The sequence below is a fragment of the Paenibacillus sp. alder61 genome, from assembly GCF_020179875.1.
Lineage (GTDB): Bacteria > Bacillota > Bacilli > Paenibacillales > Paenibacillaceae > Fontibacillus > Fontibacillus faecis.
The window spans coordinates 263,397-281,115 of record NZ_JAIUDG010000002.1 but is presented as its reverse complement, the minus strand read 5'-3'; the positions used below and the strand labels follow the sequence as shown (position 1 = coordinate 281,115).

15 protein-coding genes are annotated in these 17,719 nt (G+C 53.9%); all 15 read right to left on the bottom strand.

The features are described 5' to 3' along the window. The gene (locus tag LBW89_RS03215; protein ID WP_225038449.1) at nucleotides 1-435 is read right to left on the bottom strand and encodes a hypothetical protein; all 435 of its coding nucleotides are present in this window, start codon (nucleotides 433-435) and stop codon (nucleotides 1-3) included. 4 nt (nucleotides 436-439) lie between these two features. After that, nucleotides 440-931 (bottom strand): ABC transporter permease, encoded by a 492-nt coding sequence (locus LBW89_RS03210; protein ID WP_148452435.1) that lies wholly within the window; start codon nucleotides 929-931, stop codon nucleotides 440-442. A 19-nt stretch (nucleotides 932-950) separates the two neighbouring features. Continuing rightward, nucleotides 951-3,032 carry a hypothetical protein gene (locus tag LBW89_RS03205; protein WP_225038448.1) on the bottom strand — a complete coding sequence of 694 codons (2,082 nt, stop codon included), beginning with the start codon at nucleotides 3,030-3,032 and terminating at the stop codon, nucleotides 951-953. Beyond that, nucleotides 3,022-4,893 carry an ATPase, T2SS/T4P/T4SS family gene (locus LBW89_RS03200; RefSeq protein ID WP_225038447.1) on the bottom strand — a complete coding sequence of 624 codons (1,872 nt, stop codon included), beginning with the start codon at nucleotides 4,891-4,893 and terminating at the stop codon, nucleotides 3,022-3,024. Before LBW89_RS03200 ends, LBW89_RS03205 begins: the two co-directional genes overlap by 11 nt. A 3-nt stretch (nucleotides 4,894-4,896) precedes the next feature. Next, a complete protein-coding gene (locus LBW89_RS03195; protein WP_148452431.1) occupies nucleotides 4,897-5,739 on the bottom strand; it encodes a hypothetical protein in 843 nt (280 codons plus the stop codon). Beyond that, complete coding sequence (locus tag LBW89_RS03190; RefSeq protein WP_225038446.1) at nucleotides 5,736-6,416, bottom strand: hypothetical protein; 681 nt, start codon at nucleotides 6,414-6,416, stop codon at nucleotides 5,736-5,738. Before LBW89_RS03190 ends, LBW89_RS03195 begins: the two co-directional genes overlap by 4 nt. Nucleotides 6,417-6,430: 14 nt before the next feature. Continuing rightward, entirely contained in the window at nucleotides 6,431-7,336 is a 906-nt protein-coding gene (locus tag LBW89_RS03185) for an SAF domain-containing protein (RefSeq protein WP_213504008.1), read from the bottom strand. Beyond that, nucleotides 7,337-8,836: a serine/threonine protein kinase gene (locus LBW89_RS03180; protein ID WP_225038445.1), complete on the bottom strand. Its 1,500-nt coding sequence runs from the start codon at nucleotides 8,834-8,836 to the stop codon at nucleotides 7,337-7,339. A 176-nt stretch (nucleotides 8,837-9,012) separates the two neighbouring features. Further along, entirely contained in the window at nucleotides 9,013-10,104 is a 1,092-nt protein-coding gene (locus LBW89_RS03175) for an SAM-dependent methyltransferase (RefSeq protein ID WP_225038444.1), read from the bottom strand. Next, a complete protein-coding gene (locus LBW89_RS03170; protein WP_225038503.1) occupies nucleotides 10,101-10,448 on the bottom strand; it encodes a cyclic-phosphate processing receiver domain-containing protein in 348 nt (115 codons plus the stop codon). The genes LBW89_RS03175 and LBW89_RS03170 overlap by 4 nt, the downstream gene beginning before the upstream one ends. A 33-nt stretch (nucleotides 10,449-10,481) precedes the next feature. Further along, nucleotides 10,482-11,336: a deoxyribonuclease IV gene (locus LBW89_RS03165; RefSeq protein ID WP_225038443.1), complete on the bottom strand. Its 855-nt coding sequence runs from the start codon at nucleotides 11,334-11,336 to the stop codon at nucleotides 10,482-10,484. Beyond that, a complete protein-coding gene (locus LBW89_RS03160) occupies nucleotides 11,326-12,144 on the bottom strand; it encodes an Fpg/Nei family DNA glycosylase (protein ID WP_225038442.1) in 819 nt (272 codons plus the stop codon). Before LBW89_RS03160 ends, LBW89_RS03165 begins: the two co-directional genes overlap by 11 nt. A gap of 35 nt (nucleotides 12,145-12,179) precedes the next feature. Next, a complete protein-coding gene (locus LBW89_RS03155) occupies nucleotides 12,180-12,986 on the bottom strand; it encodes a TIGR01457 family HAD-type hydrolase (RefSeq protein WP_225038502.1) in 807 nt (268 codons plus the stop codon). A gap of 219 nt (nucleotides 12,987-13,205) precedes the next feature. Continuing rightward, nucleotides 13,206-14,138 (bottom strand): ribonuclease Z, encoded by a 933-nt coding sequence (gene rnz, locus LBW89_RS03150; RefSeq protein ID WP_225038441.1) that lies wholly within the window; start codon nucleotides 14,136-14,138, stop codon nucleotides 13,206-13,208. A gap of 122 nt (nucleotides 14,139-14,260) precedes the next feature. Beyond that, nucleotides 14,261-17,698: a methionine synthase gene (gene metH, locus LBW89_RS03145; protein ID WP_225038440.1), complete on the bottom strand. Its 3,438-nt coding sequence runs from the start codon at nucleotides 17,696-17,698 to the stop codon at nucleotides 14,261-14,263. Nucleotides 17,699-17,719: the final 21 nt, after the last annotated feature.

The window sequence follows — 17,719 nt, the reverse complement described above, 5'->3', positions numbered from 1 at the left end:
CTAAATTTTATTAAAAGCAAGCTTATACAGATGTTCCCCTGCATCGTAATAACAGTCCGCCCTGTAATCGCCTTGCAGGTCGAGTAATGATAAAGCCGAACGCAAATCGCGATCCCCACTCCCGCCCGGCTCGTATACAGGCTCTCCATCATATGGGATCTGCTTGGAATCAATGGTGATTTCCACGCCTTCGCCGGCCCACTCTCTTAACCCGTATAAAATGTGGCTCCCTTTATACTTCACTGCCAGATCCAGCCCTTCGGCTTCCCTGCCAAGTGTTGAAGCGACACTTGCTTTCTGCCCCTGGACGTAAGGGAGTATCCTCTGTAGGGCCAAATCAAAATCCCGGCTACGTTCCAGCGTAAGGAGGAGTGCGGTAAAGCATACGGATGCGGCCACCCCCAGCCAAACCATACTTTTCACGGCATTCAGCATAGGCTTACGGGGCTACCGTCGTCTGTGTGAAAATGATTCCGCGGACAACATTCGAATTATCCTTAATAACCTTGGCCTTGAATTTCCCGCTGGGGTTGACGTATTCATTGAGTTTTTCATTCCATGTGTTCCCGATGTCGGCCAGACTTCGGCCGCTTACCGAGCCGTACTCTTCGTTGGTAAGCGGTCCGCTGATGCGGAGGATGTCCCCGTACCATTGCCCTCCCGAGTTTTTCCCTGTTTTAATTTGTATCCCAAACTCCCCCCGGTCCTTGAATTTACGCAGCGCGTTCGTCACTTGCGATCCGCTCACCGTCGTGTCGTCGTAAACCGTAAAAGAAGCTTGCGAAAGCTCGGTCTGGATATCGGAAAAATTGTTCTGGGCCGTTTTCGTTGCCTCCTGAGCCGAAACGAACAAAATAACCACGATCGTAATGAGTGCGATAGTCAGAAATATTCCTGCCGCCACCTTCAGCGCGGACGATGCATTATTCATAAGCTTAAGCCTCCCATTGTTAAATATGTTGAATCTGCTTAAAGTAAAAATCCATCTGCTCAAAGCTCATCCATATTAGCGGTATCACCAAATAGGCAAAAATAAGGCAATACATCGGGCAAAAGCCGAGCAATCGGCCCCAACCCGCTTTGAGATCCAACGATTTCTCATAATCGAGCCGTCTCCGTTCGAATTGGTAGGACATTTCACCATCCAATTCGTCGAAGGCGTCGCGGATCGTGATTCGCTCTGCGGCCAAAATCAGCTTATCGCAAAGCTGTCGGAACTCGTCCAGCGCGGCTTGTTCCTTCATTTCTCGCAAGGCGCCCTCTCCTCCGTGGCCGTAATGAAGCAAACATTTTTGCAACGGCTCCTTGAATATCACGGCATAGGTATGAAGCCACTCGAGAATTTCTTCCACCGAGATGCGTTCAAGTTCACGTAAAATCGAGATCATCGTTTGAAACTGGTACACTTCATGCCGCATATCCATCAGCCTCATCCCGCGCTGAAACTTCAATACCCAAAGGGGCGAAAAATAACCGACACAGCCTGCGGTAAGGGATAAAATTAGCTCCCACCATTTCACATACTCCCGATTCCAGCGTTCCAATTTGTCGAGGATTCGCTGGGTTATCCCGGCAGCCTGCTGTTCGTCCAATTTCCCGCCCCCGATCGACCACCCCGCTGCCACGGCTTCCGCGATTTTCGCGGAAGCGATTCCCGACTTCATACCGAGCTTGATCATAATTCGCCGATCCTGTTCAGCCGCCTTTGCGGCCGTTCGGCTGTCCTCTTCCGACATTGTTCCGAAAAAAACGGTACCGGCCGGCGGTTCGCTTAATATCCAGTTCCGGGATTGCGCGTGCATATAGATCAGCGTTCCTATCGCCAAAATTATACAAGCCGCAAACACGGTCATCCTTCTGACTTGGAACTGTCCCACGTCGAGATGGTGATTGACGTCTTTCAACAACCGCTCAAGCCGGGAGTAGGCCGCCGTCGCCGAAGGCGGTGTGAATATTCCCCTCAGCTTACGGACGACGCCCCAACGAAGCAAGCGAGCTTCCCATGGAACCTTTCGGCCCTGCGAGACCCGGTAAGAAGGCATTACCCGGTCTCCTCTCAGTTTTTGCAGCAACACATAGCAGATGAGTATGACTATAAATAGACCGATTTTAACGAACAGTCCGGTCTTGCTCAGATAAAAGTGGTTCATCAGGGGAAAATTCAATCTGGCCCACCGTTCGATCGGCTTGGTAAAGAAAAAAGGCGCCAGCGCGATGATGTTTAAGCCTTGCAGCAAATACTCCAGTCTTTTGCGGCGTAACAACTCCAACTGAATCTCCCCGGCAAGACCGGAAATCCCCCGCAAATATAGCGATCCGCGTTCTCTTTTTCGGTCCCCGAATTCCATGACAAGCCTGGATATTCCCGCAAACATTTTGAGAAAACGGTTCGGCGCAGTTTCATTAAACTTATCCAACGCCTCTTCCGGCTTGCTGTCGGTCAAAGCCTCATATAACCTTTCGGCATGCATGCCGATCTCCGCCGGAACCTGGTCTACCGACTCAAGAATCGCATCGCCGACCATGCCGTGCCTGTGAAAGCCGTGTCTGACCGCCGCAAACCAGTCCAGCATTTGTTCCAGCAATTTTTGTTCCATCCGATTCACGTACGCATCCAGTAGATTCCCCTGGATGACGGCGATCGCAAGCAGCAAACATATCGCGAACACGATTCCGGATTTCCAGACGATCAGCAGCCCGACGGCAGCCCCATACAGCAAGGCCAGCAGAATGACGAACTTCATGGTCGCCCTTCTTAGCGAAAATTCATCATATCGATGAAGCAATGCCAGGCGTTGGCGCACTTTCAGCACATCGTGGCGAAGCAACGGGGTTTTTACCGATATCGCATAGGATCTCAGCAGTATCGCGAAAAAAACGCTCCGCAGCCTTGACGACGCAATTGGCTCACGATTCCATACGTATCCCCGTTTACGCTCCTTCACGTCGAGCAGACGACCCGTTCCATACAGCAAAGCGAATAGGCAGAGGGCCAACCCGAAAATGACGACAAGCAAAGATTTAAGCTCCAAGCCGCTCCCCCCAATGCTTATCCAGAAACGCACCGAAGCGCGCCGCTTCCCTTGGGGACATCTCCCGAAGCATTTCCTCTTGGCACTTCATGGATAGGGGTTCGACCGGAAAATATCCGCCATTCCGGTATTCCACAATCACCCTTTCCCTGTATCCATTGGAGCGGCCTGAAAGCCCGCCCTGGCTGTGGTCTCCGGCATATTCCCTACTTTGCCCGCGACGTTCATCTTGCTTGCAGCATTCCGAAATCCGCTCGATGTACCTGTTTCCTTGGCGATCCTTGCACAGGTGAACGTCAAAATCGAGCACCTTGGCCACCTGCTCCTCCGCGATTCGCTCATCGCGGAAGACCCCCGTCTTAAGGAGGGAATTGCGCAGCGAATCGACCAGATCGCGAAACGTTTTGGCGTGGTGCGTAAAAATAGTAAACAGGCTGGCCACCTGCCCCATCTGGATCATCCAGGCCGCGACCTCGTCAGTCGCCACTTCTCCTAGAATATTGACGGTTCCGTCGGTTTTCTTCTGTACGTCCAGCCCCGCTTGACCGGTGACGTACTCGGTCTCTTTAAAAGTTAAAATATTTCTTGCGGTATACATCCGTCGCAGATGAAGCTCGAACGACATCTCTTGAACCCGCAGCGTATAGGAGGGATCGATATGCTTGACAAGCGCCATGAGGAGCGTCGTTTTGCCGGACCCCTGGGAACCCGTTATCGCTGTAATCCGGTTGCCCTTCATAAGAAATTTCAGCAGCTCGGCGGGCAGTTCGGCGTTATTCCCTTCGATCAGATTTTCAAGGGAGGCGCTCTTCACATCGAATTTGCGGACAAAGAACGCCCAGGTTTCGGCAAATGGAGGACGTACTACAACGACCCTCGACCCGTCCTTCATTTCGTTGACCTTATAGCCGTTCGCCTCGGACAGTTGGCCGGGCAAATTAAACTTGTAGATGTTTTGGCATACCCGCTTCAGTTCGGCCTCGCTTCCAAAGGTTAGAAAGGACAAGCGCAAACTTTTCCCCTTGTAAAAAATCCATACGCTATCCCAGGCGCGCGTCACCTTTTTCCCATCTTCATCGAGCGAAACTCCCGGCCATTCACCACCCCGCTCGGGAACCGAGTCTCCCCATAAAGCGCCGTTCCCGGGGATGCCGCTGACTCCTCCGCTGACCCCGTCGATACGCTGTTCGCGAACGGCATCGATGACGGAAAAGCCTTTGTACATTTGATAGACCCGCTGCACGATCATATCAAGCTTTTCCGGGAACGAAAGCAGCCTGAATTCCCGGTAAAAAATCCGGTCGATATCTTCGGCCGTAATCTCAAACGCTTCGCCCTCCCCTTCCTCGGAGAATGCTTTCGCCCGGTCGAGCCCGTACTCGTCAATCATGGTCGAGAGTCCGTCGGGTCCGTGTTTCTTCTCGTACAAATAGAGCACGATATCAAACCGGTCCTGGGCCGTCAGCTTTTCCCGCTGATCGAAAGGAATGATGCGTCCGATGTTGCTTTCATTAATCCCGTAGCCCTTTTGCAGCAAATCGCGTATAAACATTTTCACATAGCGTTTATCCTGCGGATCGCCGTGTACGCATCCTTTTAGCGCCTGACGCAGCTCAGCCCGGGATTTGACTTTACGTTTCCACGCTTCTTCGTTCATTCCCCAATCGTTGGAGGGGTTACGGCTCAGCTCGTGAATCTGATGCTTGATAAAAACGATCAGTTCGTCCATCGAGTAGCGGTCTTGCACAATCGAACGCTCCCCCGGATCTTCTTTGGAAATTCTGACTCTAAACCACAAAGCCGACAAGCAAGTCAGGACCAGTGCTAAGCAACCTAAGACGTTTACGGCTGCGCTGTTCACAGTTTATGCCCCCTTTTCGCCGGACAAAGGTGCTGCGCGTCCGGCCAGCGTATAAATGGCTTGGCAAAACGGAATGAGCCCGCGCAGCATTTCATCCCTTATTTTCTTATCCTGGCGCACCGGGCAGTTAAGCCTGAAAAATTTCAATAATTCCCGGTTATTCCAGGCATCCGAAAATTGGGTGCTGTAGGATATACCGAAAGCGGGAAGCTTGCAGGCAAACCTCCGGCAAATATTGCGCACCGTCCACTGCGACCCGGAATCATAGGGATAGACGGCGATCAGTTCAGCCCCGGTAGTGCGACCGGTTTTCCGATCCAATGTCTGATCCCGAAAGAAAGCTTCCAGCTCCGATCTATCCTGGCGTAAAACCGCCACCCTTAAAGGCACGGGCTCTTTCCTATACCAATCCCCGGATGGGATGGCGGTCTGTTCGGAAAAGCGGGTGCGGGAAAAGCAAATATCGTAGACCTGACCCGCGATCGCGTAAATCCTCTCCTTTTCTTCCAAGTCTAAAAGCGCCTCCCCTTCCAGATGAGAAGGTCCGGTCAAAAGATCCAGTCTCCCGATGACGACAGGCGTCGTATAATCCGGAAAGTTGTGTTTCGTCAGCCTCTCATTCACGGCAAGCCTTCGGATCGCGTCCATCCCGTTCTCCGCAAGCAGCGGAAGCGAAGCATAATGGTTTCCATGAACGGAAAAACCGGCTTCCAGCCCTGTACCGCGGGGGTCTTGATTTAAAAGCAACATGCGCATCGGATAGTTTAACGCCATATATAGCGCACTTGCCGCCACTAGCTGCGGTGAACCTCCCCAACCGGTATCCTCAAATATAATCCGGCTCATGCCCTCCTCCTTTCCGCTTGCCGAAGCGTCTTCCTCGCGTCCTTACCGGTCCATCCCGCCAATTCCTCGAGCAAGGTCCGCAACGCCTTTTTATAGGATCTCGATAATCTCGCCATCCGCAAAATATGACGATACTCATTCTCCAGTTGAACCGCCAAATTGCTCTCACACCACGGGATTTCAAGCACATCCCTGGACCAGCGAACCGGCAACCCCTCCATGCCGCTTAATATGTATTCCGGTTTTAAAGAACTGTCGACCGTACGAATAAAAACCGGCCAAAGCTCGAGCATTTGCAATTCGGGCCAGCGTACAAACAGTTGTTTAAACCATTCCACCGTACGCTCGACTTCGTATCGGTCGAAGGAAGTGACCCAAACGGCTTCATTCGCCATACTCCAAAGCTCTCTAGTCCCGAAATGCATCGTTTCCATGTCGTACAAGCAGAAATCGTACTCGCTGCCGGCGGGTTCCCCCAACATGCCGTCACAAATGTCAAAACCGCAAAACTCGGTCACGCTCAGCACCGAATCGCCGCCTCCCAGGATGTAGCGGTATTTCCCGCCGTCGGTCAAATCTACCAACAGCGCCCGCTTCCCCGCTTCGCCGAGCGCTTTGCAAATAAAGAGCAGCAGGTCCCTTTTATCGCTTTTTCCGGTAAAAATTATACGTTTCACAGCCCGCTCCCCCCTTATTCCAATGGCCGCATCTCAAATTGCTGATCGTCTCCGGCTGGCTTCGCTCCCGCCCCGGGACCGGACGCCTGGAGACCCGCAAATTCCGCCGCCGACTGTGCCGACATTCCGGCCAAATCGGCTTCCAGGCCGGCTCGCGCGGACCGATTCAGCGCTTGTTCCGCTTGATGAACGATGTTGGGATCTTTCCGGATTAGCTGAAGTACGGCATCGTTCGCCGGGTACGTCGGCACGGCCTTGGCCTGCAGTCCGGGTTCCACATACAACAAGGCGTAGATCGATGCCTTATGCAGGTAAGCATCGACGATTGCGCTCGATAGGGACAAAATCTCGGCTTCGTTCAGCGTCATTGTAACTACGCCGTCCGCAAGCGAGATCACCCTTTTTTTCGCCAGCAAAATGTAGTCCTGACCCGTAGGGAATTGGATCCGTACATCTACGGTATCCTGATTGCCCAGCGTCCCGGGAAGCTGAATAAAGCCCATTTCCCGGTAACGTAAATCCGCGGAAGTCGGTTCCTCCTCATTTAACAGCGCTTCGGTCAGCGGCGTATTGGCGGAAAGCCTGAGTTTGACGGTTTTGCCGACAACCTTGTCCTTGGAGATCAGCAAGTCCGCCGGGGCGGTTTGAGCTGGAAACTCGACAGGGGCCACATCCTCCCCGCGGATCAGATGTCCGGCTGGAAGCGGCCGGGAAGGCGCCCACCCGCGAATATACTTTTGTTCCGAAGCTTCCTTCAACCGCGCGATCTCGGCTTCCAAAGCCCGGCGTGTTTCGGCCGATTGCACGGCGTATCGATGGGTCCGCATACTCATCCAGACGGTAAAAACAGCGGCGGTAACCACCGCGCCGATCACGGCGGCCAGCATCAGTTGCCTTGTCTTTCTTCTCCAAAGAAGCAATCAATCACGTCCCTTCCGTTTTTTTCGATACCAGCGAATCCCTCTTCCCCTATCCTGACCCGGGGCGGGCAGAATTCCCCCGCACACTTCCATTAGCGCTTGTTCCAGCAGAGGGCCGGGGCAGAATGGGCAGCCGTCCGCAGGAAGCCCAATGATCCTGACGTCTCCCCGTTGTTTCCGATACCAGCGAATGACGTCCGAAGAGGCCATCGGAACGCAGCAAACCCAGTTTCCCTTAGCGGCCAAAGGATGCTCCATGAAAGCGGCCAGATCATCGAGCCTCCACGCCGCTCCCGGCGTAACCAGGATGGACAAATCCGCCCGCGAGAACTCTTCCATCATCTCCTTGCGCCTGCTGGATCCAAGATCGCATACGACAAACTCGTAGCGATCGGTGAAGATCTCCAGCAGCTCCATTTTGCTCGAGATATGAACGTAGTCCACTCCGTGAAGCCGAAACCCGGCAGTACTCCCGGGATGCTGATCGCATGCCTCTTCCCCGGCCCATCGGGCGATAGACCCCATGGCGTTGGACTTCTCATCCGTTTCCACAATCGCCACGTTTCGCGAACTGCGGGATAATATATGGGCTAACGCGATGGAGACATAGGTAGCCCCCGAACCCGGAACGGAAGCCATTACGGCGATAACATGAGGACGCCGCCCCCGCAATGGAGCCCCCGCCGTCATGCGAAGCCTCGGTTGACATATCGGCAACAAGGCCCTTCCGGCTTCTTCGGCTGAGGCGAATCGTTCCTCCGGATCTTCCCGGAGCAGCTTGAAGACCGCCTCCCTCAACTCGCCGTAGCCTCTGCTTCGGAACTCCCGGTCGGCTTCTTCCGACCAGGAACTGTATCGGCAGCCTGTTCCCAAATACAACAGCACGGCCCCAAGTGAGTACAAATCCGCCCGCCCGTCACTTTGCCTACCGCCATACTGTTCAGGAGCCGCAAAGCCTACGGTTCCCAGCTGAATCGTATCCTCCGGCCGCTCCGGCTTATACTTGCGCGCGATGCCAAAATCGACGAAGCGAATTTCCCCTTTGCCGTCCACCAGCAGATTGGATGGTTTTAAATCCCGATGCACGATCGGCGGCCGGCGGCTATGCAGGTACTCCAACCCTTCGCAAATTTGCAGGCCGAATCGCGCAAATTCCTGAGCGGGAGGCGCTTCTTTCCGGTTCAGTACAAACCGGTCCAGATGAACGCCCTCCACGTAATCCATGACCAGATACGAGTAACCGGAATCCCGCAGCTGAAAAAAATCCACAATTTGCGGAAGCCGCGGATGGCTCAATCCGATCAGAAGCTCGGCTTCCTCTTCCGGACGGACCCCAATTCCCTCCGTGCCAAAGCATTCCTTTACGGCCCACCGCTTCCCCGGCAGCTTTAAATCAGAGGCCAGATACACCCGGCTCATCCCGCCCTTACCGATCAATCGGTCCAAACGATATCTGCCCGCCAGAATATCGCCCATTTCAAAATCCGTAACGGACGGCAAGTCTCTCCCTCCCTTCCGACGCAAAAAAGCATCCCCTGTTCCGCACCGATCTTTAGAAGACCGGACGGACAAGGGATGCTTTCCCAAACGTCAAATTTATATAATTTTGGAACAAGTATAGACCAAAAGGTCCCGACTTGTAAAGTGCTTTTTTTGCCTCGAATTAATTAATCTCATTAATATTTAATCATATATAAGGTGATCTCATCGCGGTTGTGGAACAACTGCTTGGCCCGCTGAATCTGAAGCCGGGCCGCTTCAAAGGTTTCCATGATCTCGTGAATAAGCGCCATCGGCTTCTTACTCAGCAACTTTACGGTCACGATCGCCGTTCCCCCCGGTGCAAGGGCATAGAGCAGCTCCGTAACCAGTTTTGCGGTCAGCTTCGGATTCCAGCTCATGTCACAAACGAGGAGATCGAATTGGTTCTCGCGAAATTTAACACTGTTCGCATTCTTGCGCAGATGCGTAAGCCGCGGATTGCGGAGCACATCGGGATGAAGTTTGGCCGGATCGACCGCAGTCACCTTCATCCCCCGCTCCAGCAGGAAAGAAGTCCATCCTCCCGGTGCGGCTCCGATGTCCAACGCTTCCCGGAAAGAGGCAAAGTCAATGCCGAAGATCGACTCGGCCTCAAGCAGCTTGAACTTCGCCCGGGAAATTTGCCCTTCCTCCCGCTGAAACCGGATCGCACCGCCATTCCAGTCGGATAAATTGTCCGCCGGCGCGCTGATGCCGGCCAGCATCCGATCTTTCGAGGCAAATACGGAAATAACCCAATCCGCCTCCCTGACGACGATTTCCGCATCGATGCCGTCCAAGCGCGCCTGAAGCACCTCCTTTAGTTCGGCGGCGCTGTTTGCCCAGACCGCTTGCTCCGATTTACGGGTTTGGATCGCAACCTTGGTTCCACGCAGCCGGGCATCCCCCCGCAAAAAGCCGGAAAGTTCCTCCAGCGCATGCTCAATGTCCGTGGAAGACGTCTCCTCCCCGTTTGGCCATTCCCATTGCACCTCGAACAGATGGCGCAGAAACACGGGCTCTTTCACGCGCAAAGATTCTACCACCCGCTGCGGTTCAGCTTGCAACGACGCGACGAAAATCTCCCCTGGCACCAGCATGGTGCTTTTGACGGACCCAAATTGTCTGCGGAGCTCTTCCTGCGCGTATGGAGCAAAACCATGGTTGGCCGTACATACCCATCTTGTTACGGATTCCGATTCTGATTCCGATTCCGTAGCGGTTCCCCGCTCAATCTCGTAGTTCAACGCTTGCGACCTCCCGCTGTTCGTTCAATTTCCTCCAACCGTTCGAACGGAATCGGCCCGTTATGCAAAATGACATGCTCAGGCTTATTTTGGTACAAAATCTCGTACATACTCTTCTTTCCGTACATGCTCGAGGTATGGAGATAAATTTCACGAGCGTACAGCCCCTCCCGCGCGATCGCGGCTGCCGCTTCGGAGCCGGTTTTCTCCCCCGGTCCCATATCGTAGTCCAGCGACAAAATGTCCACTTCCGCCACCCTCAGCAGCTCCAGACACTCGTCCACGGATCTGGCTAAAGTAAATCCTTCGGGACAACGTCGAAAGTCGTCCATATACACATGAATCACAGTCGTTCTTCCTTTCCGCGGTATTTCAGACTAGCTTTCCACCCAACGCCTGATCCGGTCCATATCTTCTCTATAAGTGCCGTCGTTTCCGGCTTCACTCTCCAGGATCAACGGCTTCTCCTTCACCGGGCTGTCCTTAAGCAGTCTGCGGAAGCCGTTCTCCCCGATATATCCCTGCCCCACCCTTGCATGGCGATCTTTCCGGGACAGCGCGGGGTATTTGGAGTCATTGAAATGGACCGCGGCCAACGCGTCCCAAAACCCCAGTTCCTCCGCTTTCGCCGCGAACGTGTCATCCTGTTCTCCGGTCCACATGCCTGAGGCGAATGCATGGCAAGTGTCCAGGCAAAAGCCGATGCGCTCGGGATGGTCGGACAGCTTGCGAATCTGCACGAGCTCCTCCACCGTCATTCCCATGTCTCCATGATCGCCGGCCTGGTTTTCAATCAGCAGTTTGGACTGTCCCTGCCAATCCCGAAGCACTTCATTAATACATTGTATAATATTTTGGTAGCCTTGTAAGGGGTTTCTTTCCTTATATATTCCAAAATGTACAACAATTCCCACAGACCCGCAAGCTTCCGCGATTTCCAGATCGTTGCGCAGCGATTTCACCGTTCTGTCGAACTGTTCCGCCTGGGATGCGGCACTCACCGCGAGATTGCTCGGATAAGGCGTATGCGCTATGGATAAAATGTCATGATTTTGACAAAACTTCCGGCAGCGCTCCGCATCCCTCTCGTCAAACTTCTTGACGGTCAAACTTCGCGGATTTTTGGGAAAATACTGAAAAGCTCCGGCTCCCATGCGGTATGCGGCCTCCGCGGCGCCGTAATAGCCGCCCCGGATGCTTAGGTGCCCGCCAACTTTAACCTTAGCGATCATCCTGACAGCCCGGACTGTAAAAAACTTTACGTCCGTTCAATTCGGTCTTCACGATAGCGTCGCCGCAGCGCGGGCAGTTTTCTCCTTCCCGGTCGTACACCCGGCACAGCTCGTTGGCTCCCCCTGTCAGCGTATCGTTCTTCGTCAAAGGAAGCTCCATATACCCGCCGGCTTCCGTCATTTCCGTCAAGACCTCAAGCATGGCTTTGTAAACGGCGGATATTTCGGTCTCGCTCAAATTCTGCACTTTGGCCGATGGTCGGATCCCCGCCGCAAAAGCAATCTCGTCCGCATAACAATTGCCGATCCCCGCGATCACTTCCTGATTGACCAGGACGGTTTTCAGGCTGCCCCGGCGTTTCCGCAAAAGTTCGGCAAAAACCGCTTCGTTCATTTTACGCCCCAACGGTTCGGGACCAAGATGCGACAATGCTTCCTCCGCTTCTTTTGCGCTGAGCAGATGCAAATAACCGAGTCTTAACCCGATAAAATAAAGCGTCAAATCATCGCCGAACGTGATCTCGACCTGCGTGTTCCGCTCCGGACGGTCTTCGCCCGATCCCAAGTAAAGCAGCCCGCCCAGCATCAAATGAAGCAGCAAGCGGCGTCCGTTGTCCAGGTGAAACAGCAAATGCTTGGCTCTCCGTTCAATAAAAATGACCTGTCTGCCTAGGAGTTCTTCAATAAAGCTTCCTTGAGGCAGGTTGAGCGATTTCTCCCGGTTAACGACCACATTAGATATTTTAAGGTCCAAAATATGTTTGGAGAGCTGAATTCGATAATTTTCCATTTCCGGCAATTCCGGCACAACACATCTTCCCTTTCATTCACGATGTAAAATATCTATGAAGAGCCGCCGATCAGCCTGCGCACTTCATTCAAATCCCGGCAGATCAGATCCGGACGGACTCCTGAGGCTTCCAAATAACCCTCGAGATTTTCCGGATTCGTGACGCCCGTCAAAGTCAATATCGTCCCGCAGCCCGCATGAGCGCCCGCCGAAATATCCGTCATCATATTGTCCCCGATCACCGCCACTTCTTCATGGCGAAGACCGAGTTTATCGATCGCATGCTTCATCAATATGCCCGACGGTTTCCCGATCACAACCGGCTCCACCCCTGAAGCGGCCTGGATCGCAGCGGCTATCGTACCCGCCCCGGGCATCAGACCCTCCTGGGAGGGGAGCAGCAGATCCGGATTCGTCAGGATATATCCGGCTCCACCTCGAATCCAGCGGGCCGCTTGCGTCAATGTTTCATATGTAAAATTCCGGGCGATTCCCTGGACAACATAGTCCGGACGTTCCTCCACCAGTTCAAGACCAGAGTCCCGAAGCGCCGTAAGCAGACCGGCCTCCCCGATGGGAGCCACCCTGCAGCCCGGGTGGCGGTCCGCAATATATTCCGCCGCGGCGACCGCCGAGGTGCAAACCTCTTCACTCCGAGCCGGAATCCCCATCGCCTGAAGATGCTCGGCCACTTCACCGGGAGTCCGGGAGGAGTTGTTGGTGACAAACAAATAGGGAATCCCCAGATCCCTCAGTTCGGAGATAAGCCGGTCAGCCTGTGGTATCATACGGCTGCCGTGATATAAAGTTCCATCCAAGTCGATCAAATAGGCCTTCCAGGCCGGCTTGGCTACATTCATTTTCCTCACCTACTTGTCTCCATTGTACAAATAAACCCGAGCCCCAAGCAAATTTCCCGGCCGCACCCGGAAAGTTTTCTGTCAAATGCGCCGCGCGCCTTGCCGTCTAACGTCGAACGGGATCGAAGAAGCCCTGATATCAAGGCTTTGGCGCTATCAAAGTTTGCAAGGGCCTGTCATTTCCTGCGCTTTCCCGGAAAATAAATCGGCCGCGATTCCCTATTCCCCGCCTCTTTTGACCGGGTACAATTCATGTTCCCTGGCAAGATGCGCATTCGGAAACACCGCCTGCGCCTCCCGCTGCAGTTGCTGAAGCTGATCCTCGTATTTATAGCGCGAACTGAAGTGGGTCAGGTACAGGCTTTTCACCCCGGCTTGTCTGGCCGCCTCCGCAGCTTGTCTCGCCGTGCTGTGATGATAGGTGAACGCCGTTTCGGCCAGATCATGCATAAACGTCGCCTCGTGAACGAGCGCATCCGCCCCTTCCGCCAAAGGTACGACAGCCGGACAAGGGCGTGTATCGCCCAAGATCGTGACGACTCTTCCCGGCTTGGGGCTCCCGAGCACCTCCGCAGGATGTACGATGCGGCCTTCCGGCGTAGTCACGCTTTCGCCTTTCTTCAATTTCCCGAACAAGGGGCCTGGCTCGATCCCGTGCCTTCTGAGAAGGTCGATATCCAGTTTGCCCGGAAGATCCTTCTCGGTCACCCGGTAGCCGTAACTCGTTATCCGGTGATCCAGCTTTGCGGCTTCCACAAGGAACGTTTCGTCCTCAAAAAGCCGTCCGCCTTCATGCTCCAAAATCTCCAGCTTGTAATTAATTCGCGATTCACTCAGATCGAGCGCCATCTGAACGAATTGTTTCAACCCCGGCGGGCCGTATAACTTTAAAGGCGTATCCCCGCCCTGATAAGCGCGGCTGGACAACAAACCGGGCAGCCCAAAGAGATGGTCACCGTGCAAATGGGTGATAAATATACACTCCAGCTTGCTCAGCTTTAAAGGAGAGCGGAGAATTTGATGCTGCGTCCCCTCACCGCAGTCAAACAGCCAAAAGGATCGCCGCTCGTCCAGCAACCGAAGCGCAAGCGAAGTTACGTTTCTTTCCAGCGAAGGTACTCCGGCATTCGTTCCCAAAAAATACAACTCCATCGCATTACCTCCTATCCGGACGCTAATCCGTCGGTTTCCCCAGCCCTGACATGGTATGGCGTTCTTTCGTTTCAATCGCCAAAACCCTCCGAAAGCTCGGAGGGTTTGCAGACTGGAGTAAGTTAAGCTTTATCTACGTTAAAATACTGGGCCTGCGGATGGGCGAATACCATCGCCGACACCGACGCTTCCGGCTCCATCATAAAGCCTTCCGTCAATTGAATCCCGATATCTTCGGGCTTCATTAATTCAAACAGCGGCTGCTGATACTCGAGATCCGGGCAGGCCGGGTATCCGTAAGATACGCGAATCCCTTGGTATCTCGCGCCATGGCGCTGCTTCATCGTCATTTCCGGCGGATCCGGGAAGCCCCAGATATCGCGCATGATATGATGCACGCGTTCCGCCAAAGCTTCGGCGGTTTCCAGCGCCACCGACTGAAGGGCATGCGAACGCAGGTAATCCCCCTTGGCTTTCCACTCTTCCGAAAGCTCCCTCACTCCCTGGCCGGCCGTGACCACAAGGAACCCGACATAGTCCATCATACCGCTGTCTACCGATTTTAGGAAGTCGGAAAGACAGAGAAAAGGTTCGACTCGCTGCCTTGGGAATGTGAACGTTTTGAGAACGCGGGTATTATCCGCGGGATCGTAGATGATAATATCGTTCCCGGACGATTGGGCCGGAAAGAAACGATACATCGCCTGAGCCCGGATAATTCCTTTACCGGCGGCATCCCGCAAAATTTCATCCACCGTTTCTTTAAGCTGAACGGCCTTTTCGTCCCCTTGGGCGAGCAATTGCTCCACCGAACCGCGCAGACCCAGGTGATGTCCGAGCAGCATCTGCATATTAATGTACGGAATAATATGATTGATCGGATAATCCCGCAGCACATGCCGGTCCAGGTCCGGCGGAATAAACACAGGGGCATCGGTCGAGATATTCGAGCGGACGGCCCGGCTTAATTCCGGAAGCGGTGCCGCAGGAACGGCTTTGGCATCGGCATCTTTTTCAGCCTCGATATCCTTCCGGATTTCTTCACGGTGCGACGGATCCATCAGCTTATTGGCCAGATCCAGCCCGTCCATCGCATCTTTGGCGTATACCACCAGCCCATTGTACTCCGGACGAATCCGAGTTCTGGTAAATTTACGGGTTAAAGCCGCCCCGCCGACGAGAATCGGGACATCGATCCCCGCATTGCGTAAGTCCTGGGCGGTGGTCACCATTTGCTGCGCCGATTTCACCAGCAAACCCGACAAACCTACCGCGTCCGGAAGCTCTTCCCTGCAAGCTTCAATAATACGTTCCGGTGGTACTTTTATACCCAAATTCACGATGTGGTAACCGTTATTGGACAGAATGATCTCCACCAGATTTTTTCCGATATCATGAACATCGCCTTTTACCGTTGCCAGCAAAATTTTCCCCTTAACGGAGGATTCGTTCTTTTCCATGAACGGCTCCAGGAACGCGACCGAGGCTTTCATAACCTCCGCGCTTTGCAGCACCTCGGCTACGATGAGCTCGTTGTTGTTGAACAGGCGGCCGACCTCTTCCATCCCCGCCATCAACGGTCCGTTGATGATCTCGAGCGCACTGTATTTTTTCAGCGCTTCTTCCAGGTCCGGAATCAGCCCGTCTTTCGTTCCTTCCACGACGTAGGAAGCCAGACGTTCCTCCAGCGAGAGATGCACGGCTTTTTCCTGCTTCACCACTTTCTTGTTGCGGAACGCCGCGACGAATGCGGCCAAGGTCTCGTCGTTCGTGTTGTAGATCAGCTCTTCAGCCAGCCGCCGCTCTTCTTCCGGAATGGAGGCATAGCGTTCCACCTTTTCGGTGTTTACGATCGCGTAGTCCAGCCCTGCTTTGGTGCATTCATATAAAAATACGGAGTTAAGGACCTCGCGTCCGGCTTCCGGCAGGCCGAAGGACACGTTGCTGACGCCTAGCACAGTATGGCACAATGGCAGCGCCTCTTTAATCAGGCGAATCCCTTCGATCGTCTCTTTAGCCGAACCGATATATTGCTCATCGCCGGTGCCGACCGGGAACACAAGCGGGTCGAAGATCAAATCCTCGGGATTCAGCCCGTATTTGTTCACGAGCAGATCGTGCGACCGTTTCGCCACCTCCAGCTTGTCTTCGCGCGTGATCGCCTGACCCCGCTCATCGATCGTTCCTACGACGACGGCGGCTCCATATTTATGAATCAGCGGAGTCACCTTTTCAAACTTCTCCTCGCCGTCTTCAAGGTTAATGGAGTTAATAATCGATTTGCCTTGGCAGTAACTGAGCGCCAAATCAAGCACTTTCGGATCCGTCGTATCGATCATCAGCGGCACTTTGACCTTTTTGACGACCAGCTCCAGGAACAACTTGATATCCTCGGCTTCGTCACGGTCGGGGTCCTGCACGCAAACGTCGATTACCTGAGCTCCGTTTTTGACCTGGGCACGCGCGATTTCCGACGCTTCCTCATATTTTCCTTCCACGATCAAACGCTTAAACTTACGCGAACCGAGAACATTCGTTCTCTCCCCGACCATATACGGCCGGTTCGCCGACTCGATATAGACCGGTTCAATCCCGGAAATCGCCGGCGGATGGCTCCCTTCGATATCGCGGGGACGATAATGCGACATTTTGTCCGCAAGGGCCGCGATGTGGGCCGGTGTCGTCCCGCAGCAGCCGCCGGCGATATTGAGCCAGCCCTGTTCCGCAAAAGCGGCCATCTTCTGGGCAAGCGAATCCGGCGACTCATGATAGTTTCCGTTTTCATCCGGAAGTCCGGCATTCGGGTGGCAGCTGACCCCCGCCTTGGCCATTTCCGCGAGCGTGCGGATATGATCCCGCATAAATTCCGGACCCGTTGCGCAGTTGAGCCCAACCGATATCGGTTTTAAATGTTCCAGGGAAATATAGAAGGACTCGATATTCTGGCCCGCCAGCGTCGTTCCCATCGGCTCAATCGTTCCCGAGATCATCAGCGGCAGTTTTTTGCCTGTCGACTCGTATGCCCGCTTTATCCCGATACTCCCCGCTTTAACGTTCAGGGTGTCCTGCGACGTTTCCAGCATCAACGCGTCGACCCCCGCGTCGATCAAGGCGACGGCTTGTTCCTGGTAGCTGGCCGTTAATTCATCGAAAGTAACGCCGCCGGTTACCGACAACGTCTTCGTCGTCGGACCGATCGCACCAACAACATATCTAGGCTTGTCCGGGGTGCTGTATTTCTCGGCCGCGGCGATAGCAAGGCGCGCGGCCGCCAAATTAATCTCACGGGCACGATCCTGTAAATCATATTCAGCAAGTACGACGGAAGTGGCGCCGAACGTATTCGTTTCGATCAGATCGGCCCCTGCTTCCAAATACTGTTCATGAATCGTTTGTATGACATCCGGACGGGTAAGCACCAATATTTCATTACAACCGTCCAGTTCCTCTCCTCCAAAATCTTCAGGTTTGAGGTCCACTTGCTGGATCATGGTTCCCATCGCTCCATCAAGGATCAATATTCGTTCTTTTATTAAAGATTCCAAGCCTGGTTTACTCATGATCTGTTCCCTCCCGTAAAA

What these genes read in the sequence shown, in the direction of transcription:
- LBW89_RS03210 (WP_148452435.1), bottom strand. Translation starts at nt 931, where the DNA reads ATGAATAATGCATCGTCCGCGCTGAAGGTGGCGGCAGGAATATTTCTG.
- LBW89_RS03215 (WP_225038449.1), bottom strand. Translation starts at nt 435, where the DNA reads ATGCTGAATGCCGTGAAAAGTATGGTTTGGCTGGGGGTGGCCGCATCC.
- LBW89_RS03195 (WP_148452431.1), bottom strand. Translation starts at nt 5,739, where the DNA reads ATGAGCCGGATTATATTTGAGGATACCGGTTGGGGAGGTTCACCGCAG.
- LBW89_RS03165 (WP_225038443.1), bottom strand. Translation starts at nt 11,336, where the DNA reads ATGATCGCTAAGGTTAAAGTTGGCGGGCACCTAAGCATCCGGGGCGGC.
- metH (WP_225038440.1), bottom strand. Translation starts at nt 17,698, where the DNA reads ATGAGTAAACCAGGCTTGGAATCTTTAATAAAAGAACGAATATTGATC.
- rnz (WP_225038441.1), bottom strand. Translation starts at nt 14,138, where the DNA reads ATGGAGTTGTATTTTTTGGGAACGAATGCCGGAGTACCTTCGCTGGAA.
- LBW89_RS03155 (WP_225038502.1), bottom strand. Translation starts at nt 12,986, where the DNA reads ATGAATGTAGCCAAGCCGGCCTGGAAGGCCTATTTGATCGACTTGGAT.